Origin of the sequence: Mesorhizobium sp. CA4 (assembly GCF_020165075.1) — a bacterium.
Lineage (GTDB): Bacteria > Pseudomonadota > Alphaproteobacteria > Rhizobiales > Rhizobiaceae > Mesorhizobium.
Window position 1 is genome coordinate 1 of the sequence record NZ_JAIUHK010000016.1, and the last position, 23,160, is coordinate 23,160.

Here is a 23,160-nt window from a genome sequence, read left to right on the forward strand (position 1 = left end):
AACAAGCGATTCGTGTGTCATCTCCAGCGTAGAATCACAACCGATTCCGCGCCGCAATACCTATCTTAGCGCCTATGGTCGATCGGGGGAGAGGTGTCGAGCGAAGCTCGACGGAGTGGGGGTCGACCTTTGGCGCAGGCGAGACGATGCTTGCGCACTGCGCCACAAGGTTATCCTCGCCCAGCCTGCAGCCGGTTGTAATCATGCAGCGTGCGGCTCAGCCTTCGGCGCAGCAAGTTCGAGATGTTGTCGAAGATGAAGACGACGAGCAGCGTCAGCAGCACCATGTAGAAGACGTTGGCCCAGTTCGAATTGGTGCGCATCGCTTCCCAAAGCTTCAGGCCGATGCCGCCGGCGCCGACGGCGCCGATAATGGTTGCGCCGCGGGTGTTCGATTCCCACTGGTAGAGCGTCTGGCTGATGAAGACCGGCACCACTTCCGGCAGCACGCCGTAGCGCTGCACCAGCAGGCCGTGGGCGCCGGTCGAAAGCACGCCCTCGCGCGGCTTGTCGTCGATGTTTTCCAGCGCCTCGGAATAGGTTTTGCCCAATGTGCCGATCTCGGTGAAGAAGATCGCGGCGCTGCCGGCCAGCGGTCCGGGGCCGAAGGCGCGGGTGAAGAACAGCGCCCAGATCAGCATGTCGACCGAGCGCATGAAGTCGAAGAAGCGTTTCAGCACCTGGCTGAGCAGCCCGCTCGGCGTGATGTTGCGGGCGGCGAAGAAGGCGAGCGGGAAGGCGACGATACCGCCGAGCAGCGTGCCGAGGAAGGCCATGACGATGGTCTGCAGGAGCTTCGTCCAGACGTCCCCATGCTGCCACTGCGCATTGTTCCAGATGTTGTCGGCGGCCAAAGCGAGGTTCGAGGTGCCCGGCTTGAGCTCTGGCCCGGAGGCGATGAGCGAGATCACCTCGCCGGCCGACTTGCCGAAGAAGGGCGAGCGCGTGTCGAAGACGAAATTGGCCCAGCCGAGAAAGCGCTTGCGCACCTTGACGCGGTCGACGGTGATGCGCACCTCGCCGACAAAGCCCATCTTGGCGACGCTCTCGTCGTCATGGACGGTCACCCAGTCGGGCACCGGACCTGTGACCACCGGCTTGCCGCCGGTCAGCGATATCGGGACGGTCACGCCATTGGCCGTGATCGTTGCCCTTGTCTTGTCGAAGGTCACGGATTTCGCATCGCCGTCGATCTGAACCGTGAAGGTGCCGTCTGGGTTCTTGATCACCCAGTCGGGATCGGGGTTCTCGCCGAGCGCCGAGAAGCGCGGATATTTCGGCGTGATTTCGGGCCGGTCGAGCCGGAATTCCGGCTGCAGGTCGTAACTGATCCATTGCGACAGGAAGAGCGGCAGGCGCTCCCAATGCGACTCGCGCAGCACTTGCGGCAGGCTGAAGAACCACAAGGCATAGCCAAGATAGAGCACGGTGCCCGCGATCAGCAGCAGCGGCCAGAAGCGCTTGTAGGCCGGCTGCTGGAATATCTGCGGATGGCGTTGCTCAATCGTGGTTATTTCGTCGACAGCCATAGCCATTTCAAGCGCTCATCAAAAATGCTTGCTCACCGACGAGCTTGCGGCGCAGCCAGGCGGAGAACTGGTCGACGAGGAAGATGGTGACGAAGAGCAGGAGCACCAGCGCCAGGGTCTTGGCGCCGAAGCCGCGTGAAATGGAAAGCTTCAGCTCCTCGCCGATGCCGCCGCCGCCGACCGCGCCCATGATGGTCGAGATGCGCACGTTGATCTCGATCCGAAGCAGCGTATAGGATATGAAATTGGGCAACACCTGCGGCAGGTCGGCGAAGCGCACGCGCTCGAACCAGTTGGCGCCGACGGCGCGCAGGCCCTCTTCCGGACGCATATCGATGTTCTCGTTGATCTCGTAGAACAGCTTGCCCAGCGCGCCGATCGAATGCAGGCCGATGGCGATGATGGCGGCCACGGGGCCGATCGAGACGATCGCCGCGAACAGGCCGGCAATGACGATCTCGGGGAAGGCGCGCAACAGTTCCATGAAGCGCTTGACGACGAGCCGCAGGATCGGGCTCGGCGTCAGGTTGCGCGCAGCGATGAAGGAGAAGGGAACGGCGAAGACGAAGCCGATGAAGGTCGAGACCAGCGCCACGTTCACCGTGGTCAGCATCAGCTCGAAATATTCGGGGATGTAGAAGCCGCCCCAGATGTAGACGCGGCCAAGCGGGAAGTTGAATTCCAGCGTGCCCCTGTCGTTGGGCGAGGCGATGTCGAGCAGCGCCCGCCAGACGTCGTTCCAGTCCTTCGGGACCAGCCAGCTCAGGAAATCAAGAATGTGCGGCAGCCGCTCGAAGAAATGCCCGGCATTGGCTTCGTCGGCGAACCACATGGTGGCGCACATGGCGACAAGCAGCAGGCCGACGCCCAGCGCGGTGTAGAAGCGGCGCAGCGAGGTCTGGCGCCGCCAGGCATCGGCCTGCTGGCGGGTGGCATCGGAATGGAGTGTCGCTGATGTCATGATCGGGACATGCAAAAGGGCGGCGTTTCGAACGCCGCCCTTTTTCCTGATGCCTTTAACCGCCGATGGCAGCTTTGCGGGCTTCGACGATGACGCTGTAGAAGTCAGGCTTCACCGGGACGTAGCCGGTGAAATCGCCACCCTCGACGCCTTCGAAGCAAGCCTTGTCCTTGGCCGGCAGCGCGGTGAAGAAAGCGGTGAGCTTGGCGGTCATCTCGTCGCCGAGCGCGGTGCGGACAACCAGCGGGCCGTTCGGGATCAGGCCCGAGCGCCACACTTCGACAAAGTCGTTCGGGTCGACGGCGCCCTTGGCGACTTCCTTGTAGAAGGTGCCGGAGGTGTAGCCGTTCTTGAAGTCGCCGATGCCGGAGGAATCGTCCACCGCCACGTCGACCTTGCCGTCGCGCACGGCCAGCACGTTGTTCTCATGGCCGCCGTTGAACTGGGTCGAGGCGAAGTAGGTTTCGTTGGAAGCGCCGGTGTCCTTCGGAATCTGGGTCAGCGGAATCAGATAGCCGGAGGTCGAATCCGGATCGGCATAGCCGAGCTTCTTGCCCTTGGCCGACTTGATGTCGGTGATCCCCGAGGTCTTCAGTGCCAGGCCGATGGAGTAGTAGCCGGTCGAGCCGTCGGTCTGTTTGGTGGTGAGGATTGGCGTGACCGCCTTCGGGTCCTTGAGATAGACGCTGGCGTAGCCGGAAGCGCCGAGCTCGGCGAAGTCGAGCGTGCCGCCGAGCAGGCCCTGGATAACGCCGTCATAGTCGGCGGCCGGGAACAGCGACACCTTTTCGAAGCCGAATTCCGACTTCAGGTGATCGGCGAGGCACTGGTAGTTGCGCAGACGGTCGGTCTCGTTCTCACCGCCGAGGATGCCGACGCGGAATTCCTTGATGTCAGCGGCGTGCGCGGCGCTGGCCGCCATGGCGAGCAGCGAAACCGCCCCAAAAACCATCTTTCTGAACATTTTGATCTCTCTCCTGTTGCTCCGGCTGCGCGCCGGCGGCGTTCTGATTTTTCAAGTCTTGCCTTTGACGCGGGCGGGCGATCCGGGTTGCTCTGCTGAAATCCACGATTTGCCCGGACCGCTGGGCCGGGCGGCGGAGTCAGTAGCCAGGCAAGGCTGGTTCGAGCGGTCCGGCGGATGCGACGATCTTCGGCTTGACGGTCACGCTGGTCGACGTGATCGCCTCGGAGATCTCGGCGCCGCTGGCGTCGGCGCCGTAGACGGTGCGCACGGCGTCGCGGTCGAGGTCTTCCGGAGCGCCGTCGAAGACGACCTTGCCGGCGGCCATGCCGATGATACGGGTGCAATAGGCGCGCGCCGTGTCCAGCGTGTGCAGGTTGGTGACGACGGTGATGCCTTCGCGCAGATTGATGTCGCGCAGCGAATCCATCACCACCTTGGCGTTGAGCGGGTCGAGCGAGGCGATCGGCTCATCTGCCAGAATCACCTTCGGCTGCTGCATCATGGCGCGGGCGATCGCCACACGCTGCTGCTGGCCGCCGGACAGCGTGCCGGCCGGCTGCAGCGCGGTGCGGGCGATGTCGAGGCGCTCGAGCGCGGCCACGGCCTCGGCGCATTCGGTACGCGTGAACATGCCGAGCAGGTTGGAAACCGTCGAGCGATGGTTGAGGCGGCCGAGCAGCACGTTGGTCAGCACGTCGAGGCGCGGCACGAGGTTGAACTGCTGGAAGATCATGGCGCAGTCGCGCTGCCAGCGCCGCAGCGGCGATCCCTGCAGGCTGGAAACCTCCGCGCCCTCAAAAAAAATCGATCCTTGGCTCGGATCGATGAGACGATTGATCATGCGCAAAAGCGTCGACTTGCCAGCGCCGGAACGGCCGATGATGCCGACCATCTGGCCGCGCGGGATCGAGATGTTGATATCGCTGACGGCGGTGTTCTTGCCAAATCGTCGGGTTACGCCGCGGATCTCAAGCGTGGCCGATGATGCTGACATACCAAAACTCCAGTCCGTCGCGCTTTTGCAGGTCTGTTAACCTTCGCTAGCGCAGGCCGATGAAGCTGGGGTGTCGGATTGATGTCAGTTTTGTTACGTCCCACAGGCTTAGAGATTCAACCAAGCACCAGCAATTCCTCGAAATGCTTCATGTCCTTGAAGCTGCAGAAGGCCGGAGGCTTGAGCTCGATCACAGGAGCCTCGCGTTCGAGGAACGACAGGCAGTCATCGAACAGATCCTGCCAGGCCGTGGCTCGCTCGTCGGCTAGACGGCGGATCTGATAGGCGAAGGTGATGTGGAAGACGTAAGCGTCGTGGTCCGGATGGCGGTAGCCGAACGGCACCGACAGCCCGTCGCGCCACAGGCGCAGGATGCGCTCGTCCTCAGCGGAAGCACCGGCAACCGTAAGGCCGTTTGGCGTAACGCCGATGGTCTTGATACGAAACGGAGGGCAGGCCTCAAAGCCCTCCAGGCGCTGCAGATAGAGGCGGGTCATGTCGTCGATGCTGGTGTCGAGCGGCACGTCGGAGGGCCAGTAGGGGAGCCGGCGCCGATATTCGATGATGCCCTGGAACAGCGTCATGTGCAGGCTGGAGATCGGCGTGAAGGCGAGGCGGTCCGCGTCCGGCATGGCGCGGATGCGCTCGCGCACCTCGATGATCGCGGCTTGCGAAGGCGAGTCGCTGGTGAGGTGACTGACGACCGTGTTGCCGGGTTCGGGGAGGAAGTTGCCCGAGGTGTCGTAACGGGTGCCGAGATGCACCGGCGCTGTCGGGTTGGTACCTTCGAGAAATCGGGCGAGCGAGGGTCTGGCTGTGGCGAGCATCGCGATCTCCTTGGGGAGATGGCGTCCTGTCCGAGTCATGTGTCAACGGTGTGAATGGTGAATGGTGAGTGGTGAGAAAGAAGGGCTTCGTTGCATTCACTATTGACCATTCACCATTCACCGCGCCTAGCCGCCATGCTTCTCCAGGAACGCCTCCGCCGACAGCTCGCGGAAATCGTCGAGCGCAGCGCGCAGCCTTGCATGATCCCAATCCCACCAGGCTAAAGCCTGGTAGCGCTCGGCGGTGCGGCGGTCGAAGCGCTCGCGGATCGGCTTCGCCGGCACGCCGCCGACGATTGTGTAAGGCGCGACATCCTTCGACACCACGGCGCCCGCGCCGACGGCCGCGCCATCGCCGACGGTGACGCCGGGCAGGATGGTCGAGCCATGGCCGAGCCAGGTGTCGTGGCCGATGGTGACACGCCTGGCGCGGCGCTCGGCGAAGAACGCGCTCTCATGCTCGGCGTCGTCCCAATAGTCGGAGGCGCGGTAGGTGAAGTGGTGCAGCGTCGGCCGCCAGGTCGGGTGGTTGGTGGCGTTGAGGCGCACGCTTGCCGCGATGTTGGAGAACTTGCCGATGGTCGCGCACCACACGGCGCAGTCCTGCATCATATAGGAATAGTCGCCGAGCTCGCATTCGGCGACGCGGCTGCGCTCGGCGATCTCGGTCCAGCGGCCGAGCGTCGAGTTTTCGACCTGCGCCGTCGGATGGATCAGCGGCGCCTCCGAAAGCTTCTTCATGCGGCGATCTTTCCGGCGGCAAAGGCCGTGACGTCGATGACGCGGTCGGCCACAGCCTCACGAACGTCGAGGTCGTGGAAGATACCGAGCAGGGCGACGCCCGCAGTCTTCTTGGCGGCGATGATCTCGACCACGACATCGCGGTTCTTCGCGTCGAGCGAGGCGGTCGGTTCATCGAGCAGCAGGATCGGATGCTCGGTTATGAAACCGCGCGCGATGTTGACGCGCTGCTGCTCGCCGCCCGAGAAGGTCGCGGGCGGCAGCGCCCAGAGCTTTTCGGGAAGATTGAGCTGCGCAAGCAAGCTGCGTGCTTTTTCCCGCGCGCCTTCGCGATCCTCGCCGCGCTCGACCAGCGGCTCGGCGACCACGTCGAGCGCGGAAACGCGCGGCACGGTGCGCAGGAACTGGCTGACATAGCCGATAATATGGCGGCGCACGGAAAGCACAGTGCGCGGGCTGGCGGAGGCGAGGTCGATCAATCCGCCGCCATGCTGGACGATGATTTGACCTTCATCGACGGCGTAGTTGCCGTAGAGCATCTTCAGGATCGAGCTTTTTCCCGCGCCCGACGGGCCGCCGAGCACGGCGCATTCGCCGGCGCGGATCGAGAAGGAGACACCCCTCACCACCGGCAGCGTGACGCCGTCACGCAGATGCATGGTGAAGCTTTTGGCGACGTCCGAGAGAACGAGAGGAGTGGCCATCAGAACATTCTCCAATCGTCAGTCGTTGGCGGGAAAGCACCCCCCTCTGCCTTGCCAGGCATCTCCCCCTCAAGGGGGGAGATCGCCTGTCGCATTCGGTTTCGCCACTCTCCCGCGTTGCAGAACAAGTGGGACATGAAAGCTGCTGATCTCCCCCCTTGACGGGGAGATGGCCGGCAGGCCAGAGGGGGGTGTTCAAGCGCCATCGTCACACCTGCAAAATCGAAGAAACCAGCAACTGCGTATAAGGCGCGCGCGGATCGTCGAGCACGCGGTCGGTAAGGCCGCTTTCGACGACGCGGCCGTCCTTCATCACCATCATGCGCTGCGACAGGAGCCTGGCCACGGCGAGGTCGTGGGTGACGACGACCGCCGCCAGCCCGAGATCGGTGACCAGCCCGCGCAGGAGGTCGAGCAGGCGCGCCTGCACCGAGACATCGAGACCGCCGGTCGGCTCGTCCATGAAGACGAGCCGCGGCCCAGTCACGAGGTTTCGGGCGATCTGCAGCCGCTGGCGCATGCCACCGGAAAAGGCGCGGGGCTCGTCATCGATGCGGTCCTCGTCGATCTCGACGCGCGACAGCCAGTCGACGGCGGTGGCGCGGATCCTGCCGTAGTGGCGGTCGCCGACCGCCATCAGCCGCTCGCCGACATTGGCGCCGGCCGACACAGTCATGCGCAGCCCGTCCGCCGGGTTCTGGTGGACGAAACCCCAGTCGGTGCGCATCAGGAAGCGGCGCTCGGCCTCGCTCATGCGGTAAAGCTCACGCCATTGGCCGTCGCGCATGCGGTAGCTGGCGGTGCCGGAGGAGGGCAGCAGCCTGGTCGACAGGCAGTTGAGCAGCGTCGTCTTGCCGGAACCGGACTCGCCGACCACCGCCAGGACCTCGCCTGGCCACAAGTCGAAGGTGACGTTCTCGCAGCCGACGCGCGAGCCGTAGAATTTGGACAGCGCTGAAACGCGCAGCAGCGGTTCGTCGGTCATTTGGCCGGCTCCGTTTTCTCAGAGGCGAGGTGGGTCTCGGGAGCAAGGTGGCCGTGATGGCCGCCGGCCCGCCGCTTCTCGCAGTGGTCGGTGTCGGAGCAGACGAACATGTGACCGCCATGGTCATCGAGAATGACCTCGTCGAGATAGACGTTCTCGGCGCCGCAGAGCGCGCAAGGGTGGTCGAAGGTCTGCACCTCGAAGGGATGGTCCTCGAAGTCGAGGCTGACGACGTCAGTGAAGGGCGGCACCGCGTAGATGCGCTTCTCGCGGCCGGCGCCGAACAACTGCAAGGCCGGCGAGCGGTGCATCTTCGGATTGTCGAATTTCGGCGTCGGCGAAGGATCCATCACGTAACGGCCCTCGACCTTGACCGGATAGGCGTAGGTAGTGGCGATGCGGCCGTGCTTGGCGATGTCCTCATAGAGCTTCACATGCATGAGGCCGTATTCCTCCAGTGCATGCATTTTTCGCGTCTCGGTCTCGCGTGGCTCGAGGAAGCGCAGCGGCTCGGGGATCGGCACCTGGAAGACCAGCACCTGGCCCGCGTTGAGCGGATGCTCCGGGATGCGGTGGCGGGTCTGGATGATCGTCGCATTCGCCGTCTCGGTGGTGACGGCGACCTTGGCGACCTTCTTGAAGAAGGCGCGGATCGAGACGGCGTTGGTGGTGTCGTCGGCGCCCTGGTCGATGACCTTCAGCACGTCATCGGGACCGATGATCGAGGCGGTGACCTGGACGCCGCCGGTGCCCCAGCCATAAGGCATGGGCATCTCGCGCGAGGCGAACGGCACCTGGTAGCCGGGAATGGCGATGCCCTTCAGGATGGCGCGGCGGATCATCCTTTTGGTCTGTTCGTCGAGATAGGCGAAGTTGTAGGTGGCGATCTCTGTCGGTTGCGCGGTCATTCCGCGGCCTCCCTCTTGTCTTCAGCCTTGTCCTCGTTTTCCCGCGCCTCGTATTCGGCGCGCATGCGGCGCACGAGGCCGAGCTCGGCCTGGAAGTCGACATAGTGCGGCAGCTTCAGATGCTCGACGAAACCGGTCGCCTGGACATTGTCGGAGTGCGAGATAACGAATTCCTCGTCCTGCGCCGCGGCGACGACGTCCTCGCCAAGCTCGCTGGCGCGCAGCGCCCGGTCGCATAGCGCCATCGCCATCGCCTTGCGCTCGCTCTGGCCGAAGACCAGGCCGTAGCCGCGAGTGAACTGCGGCGGCGCTTTGGCCGAGCCCTTGAACTGGTTGACCATCTGGCATTCGGTGACGCGGATGGAGCCAAGCGGCACGGCGAAGGGCAGCTCCGGCACGTCGAGTTCCAGCTCGACCTCGCCGATGCGTATCTCGCCGACGAAGGGATGGTTGCGGGCGTAGCCGCGCTGCGTCGAATAGCCGAGCGCCAGGAGAAAGCCCTCGTCGCCGCGCGACAGCGCCTGCAGGCGGATGTCGCGCGCCATCGGGAATTGCAGCGGCTCGCGCGTGATGTCGCCAGGCACGTGGTCAAGCGGCATCTCGCCATCGGCCTCGATCAGGCCTTCATGGGCGAGGATCGCGGAAACGCGCGGCATGGCTTCCGGCTCGACCGGACGCTGCGCCGGCGTCTCGACCTCAGCGCCGGCGGCAAGCTCGGGATCGAGCAGGCGGTGGGTGTAGTCGAAAGTCGGGCCGAGCACCTGGCCGCCGGGCAGGTCCTTATAGGTGGCCGAGACACGACGCTCTACCTGCATGGCGCCGGTATCGACCGGATTGGTGTAGCCGAAGCGCGGCAGCGTGGTGCGGTAGGCGCGCACCAGGAAGATCGCCTCGATCATGTCGCCGCGCGCCTGGACGACGGCGAGAGCCGCAAGCTCGCGATCATAGAGCGAGCCTTCGCTCATCACCCGGTCGACGCCCAGCGCCAGCTGCTCGACGATCTGGTCGAGGCGCAGCGCCGGAACCGAGCGGTCGCCGCGGCGGCGATCGGCAAGCAGGCGGTGCGCGTTGGCAATGGCGGCTTCGCCGCCCTTCACCGCGACATACATGTCATGCCTCCATCGTCTTGATGCGGGTGGTGCGCGGCAGGCAGGCGAGGCTGCCGGGCGCCGCCAGGATAATGTCGACGCCGCGCGGGAAACGCTGGTTGTTCTGCTTCCACTGCTCGACGAAATGGCGCGGCATGCCTGGAGGCGCGATCATCGATGTCTTTTCGATCCCTGGACCTTCGAGCAGCAGCGACGGGCCCGAGGCAAGGTCGTCGACCAAGAGGATCAGCGTGGTCGAGCGGTCGGGATATTCCTGCGTGCCTTGCGCAAAACCGTCGAGCGCCGCCATCTCCTTCGGATTGGCGATCAAGGCGAAATGCGCGTCGGCGGGCGTGTTGGCCAAGGGCGCGCCGGTGTGAAAGCCGAGCCAGGCCTTGACCGGGGCTTCGGCCTGCAGCGGCGGGTCGAGCCAGACCGGCGTGTCGTTGTCGCAGAGCGCGAGCGCCACGGCGCCGGCCGTCGCCGACAACGGCGCCGGCGGGCGAGCGAGCTGCGGCAACGGCTGGACCGTGCCGGGGCGGGCCATCGCGTCCATGATGGCGCGGAACACCGCCTGGGCGTTGAAGACCGGCTCGGCGAAGCCGCCGTCGATCGATTGCGTGGCGATATCCATCAGTCCTCTCCGCGCACCATGGTGAAGAAATCCACTTTCGTGGCCGCCGTTTCGACACGCTTTGTCTCGCGCGCCGCATCGAGCGCCGCGCGCAAAGGCGCGGCGAGCTTTGTCTCGACCGTTTCGCGGTGCACCGGGTCCTGCCAGAGCGCGTCGGCGATCGCCGCGAGCCTGGCCTTTCCCTTGTCGCGGCCGAGCGCATAGGAATGGCCGACTTGCCCGGACGGCAGCCGCACCGTGGCCCGGGTGACCGTCGCCTCGCCGACATTGAAGGGCGCGCCGCCGCCGCCGATCCGTCCGCGCACCGTCACCAATCCGGTTTCGGGGCCGCGCAAAAGCTCAGCTTCGGAGGGCAGGCCCGACTCGTTCCACAGGCGGGCAATCTCATCGGCTTCGGCGTGCGCCAGCGTCGCCATCAAGGCTTTCCGCCCGGCCTGCTCGCGTGCTTCCCGTCCTCGCATCGCACCGCTCCTTGCATAGAGAATTTGTCTATTGATATAGGCAACTATACAAATTATACTCACTTAGTATCGGGAGTCCATGACGCGTGGATGACAACGGGTGCAAAAGTTCAGGGTGATGACGTTGGGGGTGGGAAAATGACCGGGCTGGCAAGCAGCATCGAGAGACGCAACGGCGTGTCGCTATGGCGGCAGATCGCCGACAGGATCCTGCAGGCGATTGCCAATGGTGATTTCGCCCAGAATGCGGCGCTGCCGCCCGAGATCGTGCTGGCCGAGCGCTACGGCGTCAACCGCCACACGGTGCGCAGCGCCATTGCAGCGCTTGTGCAGGAAGGCGTGCTGAAGGCCGAGCAGGGACGCGGCACCTTCGTCTTGTCGCGCAAGCGGCTGTCCTATCCGATCGGCGCGCGCACCCGCTTCTCGACCGGACTGCAGGGGCAGACGAGCGAGCGGCATATCGCGCTCTTGTCGTCGTCGACGGAGCCGGCCAGCCGGCGCATCGCCGAGGCGCTGGGCATCGCCAAGGGCGCGGCCGTCATCCGCCTGGAGACGCGCGGCGAGGCGGACGGTCATGCGGTCTCGCGCGCAACGACATGGTTCGACGCCAAACGCTTCGCCGGCATCGAGGCGGCGATGGCCGAGACGGGGTCGATCACCGCCTCGCTGAAGCGCTTCGGCATCATCGACTATCTGCGGCATTCGACCGTGCTGTCGGCGCGACACGCCGACGCCGACGATCTTGCAGCCCTCGATCTGCAGCCCGGCGCCATCGTGCTGGTCACCATTGCCGTCAACGTGACGCTCGACGGTGAGCCGATCCAGTTCGCGGAGTCGCGCTTTCCGGCGGAGCGGGTGGAGCTTAGGCTCTCGGCCGGCGATTAGTTTCCGCGTCGTCACTGAAGGCGATAAACCCAGAGGTCGTCATCCACGGGCGTAGCGACGCGAAGCGGAGCGCAGACCCGAGGATCCATTCCGTAACCTCGACCGTAGAGCGCAGCGGAGCAGAATTCTGGATCGTTGCAACGCGTTGGCGTCACGGAATGGATCCTCGGGTCTGCGCTGCGTCGCTACGCTCCTTGCTCCGCCCGTGGATGACGATGTGACAGAGGTTTCGGCTAATCGCAAAGGCATGCTCTGCCAAATCCAGTGCTGTCACCCACGGAGTTTTCGTGTCGGCGAACCGGCGTCTCACCCCACCTCTATAACCGCCTTGATCAGGCCCGACTTCTCATGCGTCCATCTGGCCAGGTCGCGCGGCGTGCCGGCGAGCGTGGTGCGGTGGGTGACCAGCTTGTTCAAGGGCACGGCGCCGTTGCGGATCGAGGCGGCCACATGCTCGAAATCGGCTTTGAGGGCATTGCGGCTGCCGACCAGCGTCATCTCGCGCTTGTGGAATTCAGGATCGGAGAAAGCGATATCGTCTTTGACCACGCTGACCAGCACCAGCGTGCCGCCATGCGCGACATGGGCGAAGGCCGACTGCACCGATTGCGTGTTGCCGGTCGCGTCGAACACAAGGTCGAACCCTTCACCGGCAGTTGCCTGCCGCACCAGTTCGTCGGCCGCTGCCTTCGAGCCGTCCAGCGCGGCAAAGCCGAGTTGCTTTTCGGCGAAATCGAGCCGCTCGGCGCTCATGTCGAGCAGGCTGACGTCGAGCCCGGCGATGCGCGCGAAGATCGCCGTGCCGAGGCCGATCGGCCCGGCGCCGATGACCAGCGTGCGCTGGCCGGGCAGCCCGAGCGATCTGCGCACGGCATGCGCGCCGATCGCCAGGAATTCGACTGCCGCGGCATCGGCGAGCGACAGGCCGTTTGTCGGATAAAGGTTCTGGGCCGGCACAAGGATCTCGTCGCACATGGCGCCGTCGCGGTGGACGCCCAGCACCTCGATCTTCACGCAGCAATTCGGCTTGCCGTGCCGGCAGGCGATGCATTTACCGCATGAAAGATAAGGGTTGATGATCACCGGCTCGCCCACGGCCAGATCGACGCCTTCGCCCGTCTCGACGATCGTGCCCGAGACCTCGTGGCCCATGACGCGCGGATAGGCCAGGAACGGGTGCTTGCCTTCGAAGATATGATAGTCGGTGCCGCAGATGCCGACATGGCTGACCGCGACGCGCGCCCAGCCGGGCGGCGGCGCGCCTGGGTCGGCGCGATCTTCGAGGACAAGCTCGCCGGGCGAACGGCAGACAACGGCTTTCATGTCGCAAATCCAAGCAAAAGAGCGCCGGCCTCGCTCGAGCGGGGCCGGCGCGTTAGTTTCAGGGAGGAGTCATTTGCCGCGACGGCGCAGGCCGTCGAAGTAGACGATGACGATGATCAGCAGGCCGGTGATGACGCGCTGCCAGAACGTGTTGACGTTGAGCAGGTTGGCGCCGTTGTTGATCGTCGAAAGGATGAAGGAGCCGATCAGCGGCCCGTGCACGGAGCCGATGGCGCCGAAGAGCGAGGTGCCGCCGATCACCGACGAGGCGATAGCCTGCAGCTCGTAAGTATCGCCCTGCGTCGGGTTGCCGATGCCGATGCGCGAGGCCAGGAGCACGCCGACAATGGCCGCCAGAAGGCCGGACAGGACGTAGGCCATGAAGATGGTGCGCGGCACGTTGACGCCGGACAGGCGCGCGGCCTCGGCGTTGGAGCCGACCGAGAACAGGTAACGGCCCCAGCGCGTGTGATGCAGGAAGATGTAGGAGGGGATGGCGACCAGGATCACCATCCAGAACAGATAGGGGATGCCCGCGAGCGAGCCGCGCGAGAAAGCCTGGAACGAGTCGCTGTTGATCGAGATCGAGTTGCCGTTCGTCATCAGAAGGCCGATGCCGCGCAGCGAGGTCATTGTAGCCAGGGTTATGATGAAAGGCGGCAGTCCCATCTTGACGATGCCGAAGCCGTGGAAGAGGCCGATGGCGATACCGACCAGCAGGGTGGCCAGCACCGCCGCCCAGATCGGCCAGCCGGCGTTGATCAAAAGCGCGACAATGACGGTGGTGAAGCCGACCACCGCGCCGACCGACAGATCGATGCCGCCGGTGATGATGACGAAGGTCTGGCCGACGGCGAGGATGGCGATCAGCGAGCCCTGACGCAGAAGGTTGGTGATGTTGAGCGTCGTGGCGAAGGACGGCGTGGCGACTGCCAGCACGATCCACATCAGGAGCAAAAGGCCAAGCAGCGTCAGGCCGAAGAGGGCGTTGAAATTGCGCTTGGGTTTTTCGGCGGCGATCGCCTCGGTGCTCATTTTTGTCCTCCCGACTTTTCTTGTTTCTCGGCCAGTGCCTGACCTAAAATGTCCTCGTGGCTGGCGGTGCGGAAACCATGGGTCGCGACCAGCTTGCCGCGCCGGAACACGTGCAGCGTGTCGGCAAGCTCATAGACTTCCGGCAGATAGGACGAGATCAGGATGATGCCGGCGCCCTTGGACAGGAGCGTCGAGAACAGGCGGTAGATCTCGGCCTTGGTGCCGACATCGACGCCCACCGTCGGCTCGTCGAAGATGAACAGCTTGGCGCCATGCGCCAGCCATTTGCCGATGACGATCTTCTGCTGGTTGCCGCCTGAGAGGCTTGAAGCCAGCGCATGGCGCGTCGGTGTCTTGATCCTGAGATCGGCGATCTGGCGGTCGGCCTCGGCCTTTTCTTTGGCGCCGGAGATCAGAAAATTGCTGGAGATGCGTTTGTAGATCGGCAGGTTGAGGTTCATGCCAACCGGCAAATTGAGGCACAGGCCCTGGTCGCGGCGGCTTTCCGGGGCCAGCGCCATGCCGAGCCGGATCGCGTCATGCTCGGAATTGACCTGGACTTCCTTGCCTTGCCACAGGATCTGGCCGGCCGATTTCCTGTGGCGGCCATAGAGCGTGGTGACGAACTCGCTGCGCCCGGCGCCGATCAGTCCGTAGAGGCCGACGATCTCACCGGCGCGGACGGTCACCGAGACATTCTCGAAGCCTTTGCCGGAGAGGTTCTTCGTCTCGACGATGGTCGCGCCGGGGGTGAAATGCTCCTTGTGGTAGATCTGTTCGATCGAGCGGTTGATCATCAGCTTGACCAGCTCGGGCTCGTCCGTCTCGGCGATGTTGCGGGTGCCGACCAGAGTGCCGTCGCGCAGCACGGAAACGCGGTCGGCGAGCTCGAACACTTCCTCCATGCGGTGGCTGATATAAATGATGGTGACGCCTTCGCCTTTGAGGCGGCGAATCAGCTTGAAGAGCTGGTCGGCCTCTTTGCGGGTGAGGTAAGCGGTCGGTTCGTCGAAGATCAGAAACTTCGTACCGCGCACGGTGGCCCGCGCCGCGGCGATCAGCTGCTGCTGGCCGATGGTGAGATCGCCGAGCATGACATGCGCCGGCAGGTCGAAGCCCAGCCCGTCAATGATCTTTTGCGCGTCCTTCACCATGGCGCGCTGCTGCAGCAGGCCGAAGCGTGACTCCTCCTCGCCGAGGAACATGTTGGCGGCGACGGTGAGATGGCGGCACAGCACCACCTCCTGGTGGACGGCGTTGATGCCCAGCGCCATCGCCTCATGCGGCGTGGCCAAGGCGGTCGGCTTGCCTTCCCAGATCACCTCGCCGGAAGTGCGCGGCATGACGCCGGTCAGGAGCTTGATGAGGGTCGATTTGCCGGCGCCGTTCTCGCCGACGATGGCGTGGATCTCGCCCGCCTTGAAGGCAAGGTGCACGGGCTTCAGCGCATGTGTGCCGGGATAGCGCTTTTCCAGGCCGTTGAGCTCGAGGATTGTCCTGCCCGGGGCCAGCGTGGGGGCGGGGTGCAGGTCCTGCGCCGTCGACGTCATGACAATCCTCCCAGATTGGTCTCAACCGTTGGGTCCGCAGCGATGCGTCTGGCGCGCATCTTGAAGTCGGAGCCTAAATCAGGCCGGCGAATTCCAAATCGCCCCGATGGATGTTTCCGGGGCGCAAGGCCCCGGAAACGACTGTCGCAACGCTGCTCACTTGAGCTTCGGGTTGAGCAGAGCGTCGATCTTCGGATCCTTCATGTTATCCTTGGTGACGAGGTTCGCGCCGGTGTCGACGTTGGCCTCGACCTTCTCGCCCTTCGAGGCGGCCAGAGCGGTCTTGATACCGTCATAACCCATCCGGTACGGATCCTGGACGACCAGACCCGAGATGACGCCGTCATTGAGGAACTTGATCAGCTTTTCGTCGCTGTCGAAGCCGATCAGCGCCACCTTGCCGCCGAGATTGTTTTCGGCGATCGCCTGGCCGACGCCCTGCGCCATGATCAGGTTCGAGGCGAAGATGCCCTTGAGGTCAGGATTGGCGGTGATCAGGTCGGTGGCGATATTCAAGCCCGTGGTGGCCTGGCCGTCGGCATATTTGTCGGCGACAAGCTGGAGGCCCGGATACTTGGCCTTGATCTGTTCGATGAAGCCTTGCTTGCGCTGCTCGAGCGAGCCGGCGCCGGGAAGCGCGGTGATCAGCGCGACCTTGCCTTCCACCTTGCCGCCATTGGCGGCGCCGATGGCGGCGGCGAGGCCGTCAGCAGCGACGCGGCCGCCCTGCACGTTGTCGGTCGTCAGGAAGGAGGTGAAGGCCTTGGAGTCGGCGCCGGAGTCGATGCCGATGACCTTGACCTTGGAAGCTGCCTCGTCGATCGGCTTGCCGAGCGCCTTGAACTCGGTCGGAGAGATGACGATTGCCGCCGGGTTGCTGGCGACGGCGTTCTCGAGAATGGAGATCTGGCCGTTGACGTCGGTTTCGGCCTGCGCGCCGAGCTCCGGCACGTTGACGCCGAGATCCTTGCCAGCCTTGCGCGCGCCGGCCAGCACAATCTGCCAGTAGAAAGAGGTGGTGTCCTTGACGATGATCGGAATGGTCACGTCGGCTGCCGAAGCGGGCGCGGAATGCATTGCGCCGGCAAGCATCGACGCTGCGGCCAAGGCCACGAAGGCGCGGCGGTTCAGAAGGCTGGTCACGAATTTCATTAGGTTCCTCCCTAAGGTCGCCTGGTGAAGGTTGCGGAAGCTCCGTCTGGATAGGCGAGTCCAAAAACAGAACTTTATCAATAAAAAACAGATTGCCTTTTGTTGATAATGCATCGCCATGACCGATGCAAGCGGTGTCTGGTGCCGTTCATGTGATCCGGGACGAGGTTTGCTCCTCCCTAATACATATCGGCGCTTCCGTTCCTCCTTGTCGCTATGGAACGATAATTTCACGGTACTGTCAATGTGGAATATTCATTCCATCACGAAGTCGCGCAATTGTGAAGCCGGCGTCCTTGCTGTCGGTAGCGCTTCCGTCGCGACGACCGGCCTGGGGACTGGATCAGGATGACGTTTCGTTCCCACTTTTCGGGATCAGGCGCTAAAGCGTTGCGCCGAGATGCCAGGGCACGAATTCGTTGTCGCCGTAGCCGAACGCCTCGCTCTTGGTTTTTCGGCCGGACGCGGTCTCGATGATCAGCTCGAAGATCTCGCGGCCCATGCCGGCGATCGTCTTCTCGCCCGAGGCGATGACGCCGCAATTGACGTCCATGTCCTCTTCCATCTGGTGATACATGGTCGAATTGGTGGCGACCTTGATTGACGGCGTCGGGCGGCAGCCGAAGCAGGAGCCGCGGCCGGTGGTGAAGACGATGACGTTGGCGCCGCCGGCCACCTGTCCGGTCGCCGAGACCGGGTCGTAACCGGGCGTGTCCATGAACACCAGGCCACTGCCGGACACCTTCTCGGCATAGCCGAAGACGCCGTTGAGCGGTGTCTGGCCGCCCTTGGCGACCGCGCCCAGCGATTTCTCGAGGATCGTGGTCAGGCCGCCGCGCTTGTTGCCGGGCGAGGGGTTGTTGTCGATCGAGGCGCCGTGTTTGGCGGTGTGGTCCTCCCACCATTTCACAAAGCCGTCGAGCTTGGCGGCGATCTCAGGCGAGGCGGCGCGATAGGCGAGCAGATGTTCGGCGCCGTAGATCTCGGTCGTTTCCGACAGGATGCCGATGCCGCCGCAGCCGGCCAGGATATCGACGGCGGCGCCCAGCGCCGGGTTTGCGGTGATGCCGGACATGCCGTCAGAGCCGCCGCATTGCAGGCCGACGACGATCTCCGAGACCGGGATCGGCTCGCGTTGCAGGTGGCCGACCTCCTCGGCAATCTCGGCCAGCACGCCCATCGCCTTCTCGACCGACTTGCGCGAGCCGCCGGCCTCCTGGATGTTGAAATGCCGCTTTCCTGCAGCCGCGCCCTTCTGACCATACAGCGTGAGCTGGTTGACTTCGCAGCCGAGCCCGACCATCAGCACGCCGCCGAAATTCGGATGGCGGGCATAGCCGGCCAGCGTGCGGTGCAGCACCATCATACCGTCGCCGGTGGCGCTCATGCCGCAACCCTGGCCGTGCACGATCGGCACGAAACCGTCGATGCCGGGATATTTCGGCAGCAGCGTGCGGTTGGCTTCGTCCGCAATGGCGTGGCAGACGGTAGACGAGCAATTGACGCTGGCGATGATGCCGATGAAATTGCGCGTGCCGGCGCGGCCATCGGCGCGCCGATAGCCCATGAAGGTGCGCTTGCGGTCGGCCTCGGTGGCGTGCTCGGCCTCGCTCGGCGGCACCACCGGCAGGCGGCCGCTCTCGAAAACCAGATTGTGCGAATGGACATGCTCGCCGGGCGCGATGTCTTGCGTGGCGCGACCGATCGCCTGCGCGTACTTCACCACCGCTTCGCCCGCGGCGATGGGCTTGATCGCGACCTTGTGACCCGGCTCGATCACCGCAATAGCCTTTGCGCCGCCCGGCAATGCGGCGCCGATCTCGAGACGGCCATTGGCGACGGCGACATTGTCGGCGGGAGAAAGGAGAATGGTGTTTGCAACGTTCACGGGCGGCTGTCCTGGGTGATCCTGGGAATGCGGGCGGATTGACTTGCGCCCGTTTAAAGGTAATGTCTTTTATCGGGAAAAAACATTTTTGCGTCAATTGTTTTTTCGTCGCGGGCAATGCGCATCGTTGGGACGCGCATGATTGTCTTTCCGGCAAGCCGGCGAAAGGCGTTCCGCTTTTCGGAAGCTTGCGCTAGGTACACCGATCATATCGCGCTTCCGGCAGGCCGCCGCAAGCGCTGGGGATACGGGGCATGTCGAAGAGCAACAACGTCTACAAGGACGCCTATAACCGCTGTCTGCGGCTGCTCGACGAGACCAAGAGCCTGCCGTCGGAACCGGAGCTCGGCACGCTGCTCGGCGTCAGCCGTACCACGGTGCGCAGCATCCTTGCGCGCATGGAAGAAACCGGGCTGATCGACTGGAACAAGCGCAACAAGACGGTGCTCAGGGCGCCGCGGCCGGAGGATTTCTTCCCCGAGGAGGAGACCGACTCGCTGGCCGAGATCATCGAGCGCTCCTTCATGCGTCGCCTGCTTGCGGGCGGCGCGGAAGCCGGCATGCAGATCAACGAGCTGGAGTTGGCGCGCGAGATCGGCGTTGGCACCACCAGCGTGCGCGAATTCCTGATCCGCTTCTCGCGCTTCGGGCTGATCGAGAAGCGGCGCAACAGCCACTGGGTGCTGAAGGGTTTCACACGCGCCTTCGCGCTGGAGCTGACCGAGATCCGCGAGATTTTCGAGCTGCGTTCGGCGGCGGCTTTCGCCGCGCTGCCGGAAGATAGCGCGGTATGGGCCGATCTTGACCGGCTGGAGCTCGAGCATCGCCAGCTCGCCAGCGAGATCGCCACGCGCTTCAACGAATTCTCCGAGCTCGACGAGCGCTTCCACCGGCTGATCCACCGCGCCTCGCACAATCGCTTCATCGTCGACTTCTACGATGTCATCGCTATGATCTTCCACTACCACTATCAGTGGAACAAGGCTGAGGAGCGCCAGCGCAACGAGGTCGCTATCCAGGAGCATCTCGCCTACATCGCGGCGCTGAAATCCCGCGATCCCGGCAAGGTGGACGCCGCCTGTCGCAAGCACCTGAAGTCGGCGCGCCAGACGCTGCTGACCTCCATTCCTGAAGGGCGGCAGATGCAGCCCGCCTGACAGGCGGGCCGCGATCCACGACGACCTGTCGCGCCGCGTTGCCGCAGCGCGGTTTTGCCGATTTCCCGCGCGCATTCCCCGTGCTACCGTCGACGCGTTTCCGGGAGAGGCTTTGCGTTGGATATCCGGCTGAGACGATGGAGCATGCCGGCCGCGTTCGTCGCGGCGCTGCTTCTATTGCTTCAGACCTCTCTCGGCCCTTTCGCCTTCGGCGCGCCTTCGCAGGTCGACGCCAACGTCATCTGCACGCATGAAGGCGCTGTAAAACTCCCCGGCGGCGATTCCCACCAACAACATCTGCCGGCCTGCTGCTCGGTCGGCTGCAACATGGTTTCGGCGGCGCATATGCCGCCGCCAGAGGCCGTCGCCCTGGCCAGGACCCAGCTTTTCGAGGCCGTCGCCTTCCAGCTTCCGGCCTTCCGGCACCAGGATTTCGCCCGCGACCGCTCTCCGGCCAATCCGCGCGCGCCGCCGGCGATGGTCTGATCCGCGGAACCTTCCGCAGGCCTATTCATCCAAAGATCAGACTGTTCGCGGCCGCATTCCGGCGCGATCCCGTACTCATGGAGCAACCATGTCCAATCTTCTTCCCAAGGCGCAAGCCTTCGCCCTTCGCGGCGCGCCGCCGTTTCACCTCCAACTGCGCGTTGGCCTTGCCGTGCTCAGCCTTTTTCTTCTCTTGGCCTGCATTCCCGCCGCCTTGGCGCATGAGTTCAAGGTCGGCGATCTCGAGATCGAGCATCCCTGGTCGCGGGCGACGCCGCCGGGTGCCAAGGTGGCCGGCGGCTATTTCACCGTGATCAACAAGGGCAGCGCGCCGGACCGGCTGCTGTCGATCTCCTCCGACATCTCCGAAAAGGCCGAACTGCATGAGATGGGCGTCAAGGACGGCGTCATGACCATGCGGCCGGTCGAGGGCGGGCTGGAGATCCCGGCCGGCGGCAAGGTCGCGCTGAAGCCGGGCGCTTATCACCTGATGTTCACCGGCCTGAAGCGGCAGCCGAAGCAGGGCGAGAAATTCCCCGCGACGCTGACCTTCGAGAAGGCCGGCAGCGTCGCCGTCGAGTTCGCCGTCGAAGGCATGGGCGAGACGGGCAGTGGCGACATGGGGGACATGGATCACGCCGAATAACCCGCCAATTCGAAATCAGAGGCACAATTCATGAAGAAGTATGTTTTGGCGGCGGGCGCGCTTTGCGCGCTCGGGACCAATGCCGCGCTCGCCCACATCACGCTCGAAACGCAGGAAGCAGCGGTCGGCTCGACCTACAAGGCCGTCTTGCGCGTGCCGCATGGCTGCGAGGGCAAGGCAACGACCGCCGTGCGCGTGCAGATACCCGAAGGCATCATCGCGGTAAAGCCGATGCCCAAGCCCGGCTGGACGCTGCAGGTCAAGAAGGGCAAATACGAGAAATCCTACCAGCTCTATGGCGAGACGTTGACCACCGGCGTGAAGGAAGTCGACTGGAGCGGCGGCAATCTGTCCGACGAATTCTATGACGAGTTCGTCTTCCGCGCCTCGCTGGCGGCCGATCTGCCGGCCGGCCAGATGCTCTATTTCCCGGTGGTGCAGGAATGCGGCGACGCCGCCGAGCGCTGGATCGAGACTCCGGCGGCCGGCCAGGATGAGGACGCCTTGGAAACGCCGGCGCCCGGCATCAAATTGCTGCCGAAGAAATGATCTCTGTTGGCGCGCTTCCTCGGGGCGCGCCACCATTTCCTGTTATGACGGCATGAACGCAGCACTGCCTTCCTCGATGAACCGCATGCTTGCCGGCTCGCTTGCCTGGCTGGTGGCAATGCTCGTGGCGATGGTGGTGTTGGCAATGCCCGGCCGCGCCTTGGCGCATGCGGCGCTCGTCGCGACCGACCCGGCTGACGGCGCCGTGCTGACGCAAGGTCCCGGCCAATTCTCACTGACCTTCAGCGAGCCTGTCTCGCCGCTGGTGCTGACGCTTGTGCGGCCGGACGGCTCGCAGCTTGCGCTGACATCCTTTCGTCTCAAGGACCAGACGGTCGAGATCGACAATCCCGAAACGCTCAAATCCGGCACGCATGTGCTGAGCTGGCGGGTGGTGTCGGTCGACGGCCATCCGGTCGGCGGTTCAGCGCTTTTTTCCATCGGAGCGCCAAGTGCCGCGCCGGTGGCGGGCGAAGCCGTAGACTGGACGCTGCGCGCGATGGTCTGGGTGGCCAGGTTGTTTCTCTATGCCGGCCTCTTTCTCGGCGTCGGCGGCGCATTCGCGCTTGCCTGGTTGGCCGAGGGCCGGCGCTGCGGCCAGCGCTTTGTCGCCGCGGCACTGCTTTTCGGCCTCGCCAGCGCGCCGTTGTCGCTCGGGTTGCAAGGGCTGGATGGGCTTGGCGCGCCGCTCGCCCAGTTTGCTGCGCCGACAGTCTGGAAGACCGCGCTGGAAACGAGCTTCGTCTGGACGGTGGTGATCGGTCTGATCGCGCTCGGTCTCGCGCTGGTTTCGCTTGCCGGTCCATCAGGTCTTCGCAAGCTGTCGGCAAGCGCAGCACTGCTCGCTGTCGGCGCCGCCCTTGCGGTCAGCGGCCATGCCAGCGCCGCCGAACCGCAATGGCTGACGCGGCCACTGGTGTTCCTGCACGGCACCGCAATCGCGTTCTGGGCCGGTTCGCTGGCGCCGCTCGGGCTGGCGTTGCGGCAGCAGCCGGCGGAAGGGAAGGTCTTTCTGCGGCGCTTCTCCCGCGCGATCCTGCCGGTCGTGGCTGTCCTTGCCGCCAGCGGTATCGTGCTGGCGATCATCCAGGTGCAGCAGCCGGAGGCGTTGATCCATACTGCTTATGGCCGGCTGCTGCTGCTCAAGCTCACCCTGCTACTCTTCCTGTTCACGTTGGCCGCCATCAACCGCTGGACGTTGACAGCGCCCGCCGAGGCCGGCGACACCGAGGTGCAGCGGCGGATGGTGCGCTCGATCGGTATCGAGATGCTGATCGTGCTCGCCATCTTCGGCGTCGCCGACGGCTGGCGCTTCACCCCGCCGCCGCGCGCGCTGGCGATTGCCGCCGCGCAGCCGGTGTCGATCCACGTCCATGCGCTGAAGGCGATGGCCGATCTCAGCATCACGCCAGGCCATGCCGGCGAGGTCGCCGCTTCGATTATGATCATGACCGGCGATTTCGGGCCTCTCGACGCCAAGGCGGTGACGCTGGTGCTGTCGAAGCCGGATTCCGGCATCGAGCCGATCAAGCGGCCGGCGAGAAAACCCGGCGACGGCACCTGGCGTATCGACAATCTCGCTATCCCGCTCCCCGGCCGCTGGAACGCCCGGCTCGATATCCTCGTTTCGGACTTCGAGATGGTGAAGATCGAGGCGCCGATCGATATCCGCGGTGAGTGATATTCAGGT

General features: G+C 64.5%; 23 protein-coding genes. 6 read left to right on the top strand and 17 right to left on the bottom strand.

What is annotated here, in order from left to right:
* Nucleotides 1-170: 170 nt before the first annotated feature.
* The 12 genes from phnE (LB528_RS14830) to phnG all read right to left on the bottom strand — a co-directional run bounded on the left by phnE (LB528_RS14830) (nucleotide 171) and on the right by phnG (nucleotide 10,799).
* Nucleotides 171-1,535, bottom strand: coding sequence for a phosphonate ABC transporter, permease protein PhnE (phnE, locus tag LB528_RS14830; RefSeq protein ID WP_224715348.1), 1,365 nt, complete (start codon nucleotides 1,533-1,535; stop codon nucleotides 171-173).
* 1 nt (nucleotide 1,536) lies between these two features.
* Nucleotides 1,537-2,490, bottom strand: coding sequence for a phosphonate ABC transporter, permease protein PhnE (phnE, locus tag LB528_RS14835; protein WP_224715349.1), 954 nt, complete (start codon nucleotides 2,488-2,490; stop codon nucleotides 1,537-1,539).
* 55 nt (nucleotides 2,491-2,545) lie between these two features.
* Nucleotides 2,546-3,454 carry a phosphonate ABC transporter substrate-binding protein gene (phnD, locus tag LB528_RS14840; RefSeq protein ID WP_224715350.1) on the bottom strand — a complete coding sequence of 303 codons (909 nt, stop codon included), beginning with the start codon at nucleotides 3,452-3,454 and terminating at the stop codon, nucleotides 2,546-2,548.
* A gap of 139 nt (nucleotides 3,455-3,593) precedes the next feature.
* Entirely contained in the window at nucleotides 3,594-4,451 is an 858-nt protein-coding gene (gene phnC, locus LB528_RS14845) for a phosphonate ABC transporter ATP-binding protein (RefSeq protein ID WP_224715351.1), read from the bottom strand.
* 116 nt (nucleotides 4,452-4,567) lie between these two features.
* A complete protein-coding gene (locus tag LB528_RS14850; protein ID WP_224715352.1) occupies nucleotides 4,568-5,278 on the bottom strand; it encodes a DUF1868 domain-containing protein in 711 nt (236 codons plus the stop codon).
* A gap of 126 nt (nucleotides 5,279-5,404) precedes the next feature.
* A complete protein-coding gene (locus LB528_RS14855) occupies nucleotides 5,405-6,019 on the bottom strand; it encodes a DapH/DapD/GlmU-related protein (RefSeq protein ID WP_224715353.1) in 615 nt (204 codons plus the stop codon).
* Nucleotides 6,016-6,723: a phosphonate C-P lyase system protein PhnL gene (gene phnL / locus LB528_RS14860; protein WP_224715354.1), complete on the bottom strand. Its 708-nt coding sequence runs from the start codon at nucleotides 6,721-6,723 to the stop codon at nucleotides 6,016-6,018. The genes LB528_RS14855 and phnL overlap by 4 nt, the downstream gene beginning before the upstream one ends.
* Nucleotides 6,724-6,931: 208 nt before the next feature.
* A complete protein-coding gene (gene phnK / locus LB528_RS14865; RefSeq protein WP_127868328.1) occupies nucleotides 6,932-7,708 on the bottom strand; it encodes a phosphonate C-P lyase system protein PhnK in 777 nt (258 codons plus the stop codon).
* On the bottom strand, nucleotides 7,705-8,616 hold the full coding sequence (locus LB528_RS14870) for an alpha-D-ribose 1-methylphosphonate 5-phosphate C-P-lyase PhnJ (RefSeq protein WP_224518353.1): 912 nt from the start codon (nucleotides 8,614-8,616) through the stop codon (nucleotides 7,705-7,707). The genes phnK and LB528_RS14870 overlap by 4 nt, the downstream gene beginning before the upstream one ends.
* Nucleotides 8,613-9,725, bottom strand: a complete 1,113-nt coding sequence (locus tag LB528_RS14875; protein WP_224518354.1) for a carbon-phosphorus lyase complex subunit PhnI — start codon at nucleotides 9,723-9,725, stop codon at nucleotides 8,613-8,615. The genes LB528_RS14870 and LB528_RS14875 overlap by 4 nt, the downstream gene beginning before the upstream one ends.
* 1 nt (nucleotide 9,726) lies before the next feature.
* On the bottom strand, nucleotides 9,727-10,338 hold the full coding sequence (phnH, locus tag LB528_RS14880; RefSeq protein WP_224518355.1) for a phosphonate C-P lyase system protein PhnH: 612 nt from the start codon (nucleotides 10,336-10,338) through the stop codon (nucleotides 9,727-9,729).
* Complete coding sequence (gene phnG / locus LB528_RS14885; protein ID WP_224518356.1) at nucleotides 10,338-10,799, bottom strand: phosphonate C-P lyase system protein PhnG; 462 nt, start codon at nucleotides 10,797-10,799, stop codon at nucleotides 10,338-10,340. The genes phnH and phnG overlap by 1 nt, the downstream gene beginning before the upstream one ends.
* Nucleotides 10,800-10,937: 138 nt before the next feature.
* Between phnG and phnF the strand changes: the two genes are divergently transcribed.
* Nucleotides 10,938-11,684, top strand: a complete 747-nt coding sequence (phnF, locus tag LB528_RS14890) for a phosphonate metabolism transcriptional regulator PhnF (protein WP_224518357.1) — start codon at nucleotides 10,938-10,940, stop codon at nucleotides 11,682-11,684.
* A 306-nt stretch (nucleotides 11,685-11,990) separates the two neighbouring features.
* Here the strand turns inward: phnF and LB528_RS14895 are convergent, their stop codons facing one another.
* The 5 genes from LB528_RS14895 to LB528_RS14915 all read right to left on the bottom strand — a co-directional run bounded on the left by LB528_RS14895 (nucleotide 11,991) and on the right by LB528_RS14915 (nucleotide 18,632).
* Complete coding sequence (locus LB528_RS14895) at nucleotides 11,991-13,007, bottom strand: zinc-binding alcohol dehydrogenase family protein (protein ID WP_224518358.1); 1,017 nt, start codon at nucleotides 13,005-13,007, stop codon at nucleotides 11,991-11,993.
* 69 nt (nucleotides 13,008-13,076) lie between these two features.
* A complete protein-coding gene (locus LB528_RS14900) occupies nucleotides 13,077-14,042 on the bottom strand; it encodes an ABC transporter permease (RefSeq protein WP_224518359.1) in 966 nt (321 codons plus the stop codon).
* Entirely contained in the window at nucleotides 14,039-15,592 is a 1,554-nt protein-coding gene (locus tag LB528_RS14905) for a sugar ABC transporter ATP-binding protein (RefSeq protein WP_224715355.1), read from the bottom strand. Before LB528_RS14905 ends, LB528_RS14900 begins: the two co-directional genes overlap by 4 nt.
* A 156-nt stretch (nucleotides 15,593-15,748) precedes the next feature.
* A complete protein-coding gene (locus LB528_RS14910; protein ID WP_224518361.1) occupies nucleotides 15,749-16,744 on the bottom strand; it encodes an ABC transporter substrate-binding protein in 996 nt (331 codons plus the stop codon).
* Between the two features lie 382 nt (nucleotides 16,745-17,126).
* Nucleotides 17,127-18,632: a UxaA family hydrolase gene (locus LB528_RS14915; RefSeq protein ID WP_224518362.1), complete on the bottom strand. Its 1,506-nt coding sequence runs from the start codon at nucleotides 18,630-18,632 to the stop codon at nucleotides 17,127-17,129.
* A gap of 254 nt (nucleotides 18,633-18,886) precedes the next feature.
* Here LB528_RS14915 and LB528_RS14920 point away from each other — a divergent pair, with 254 nt between their 5' ends.
* The 5 genes from LB528_RS14920 to LB528_RS14940 all read left to right on the top strand — a co-directional run bounded on the left by LB528_RS14920 (nucleotide 18,887) and on the right by LB528_RS14940 (nucleotide 23,151).
* The gene (locus LB528_RS14920; protein ID WP_140544539.1) at nucleotides 18,887-19,789 is read left to right on the top strand and encodes a GntR family transcriptional regulator; all 903 of its coding nucleotides are present in this window, start codon (nucleotides 18,887-18,889) and stop codon (nucleotides 19,787-19,789) included.
* 144 nt (nucleotides 19,790-19,933) lie between these two features.
* Entirely contained in the window at nucleotides 19,934-20,275 is a 342-nt protein-coding gene (locus LB528_RS14925) for a hypothetical protein (protein WP_224715356.1), read from the top strand.
* Between the two features lie 88 nt (nucleotides 20,276-20,363).
* On the top strand, nucleotides 20,364-20,921 hold the full coding sequence (locus LB528_RS14930) for a copper chaperone PCu(A)C (RefSeq protein WP_224715357.1): 558 nt from the start codon (nucleotides 20,364-20,366) through the stop codon (nucleotides 20,919-20,921).
* 30 nt (nucleotides 20,922-20,951) lie between these two features.
* Nucleotides 20,952-21,470, top strand: a complete 519-nt coding sequence (locus LB528_RS14935) for a YcnI family protein (RefSeq protein ID WP_224715358.1) — start codon at nucleotides 20,952-20,954, stop codon at nucleotides 21,468-21,470.
* Between the two features lie 118 nt (nucleotides 21,471-21,588).
* Complete coding sequence (locus LB528_RS14940) at nucleotides 21,589-23,151, top strand: copper resistance CopC/CopD family protein (RefSeq protein ID WP_411962187.1); 1,563 nt, start codon at nucleotides 21,589-21,591, stop codon at nucleotides 23,149-23,151.
* Nucleotides 23,152-23,160 lie beyond the last annotated feature (9 nt).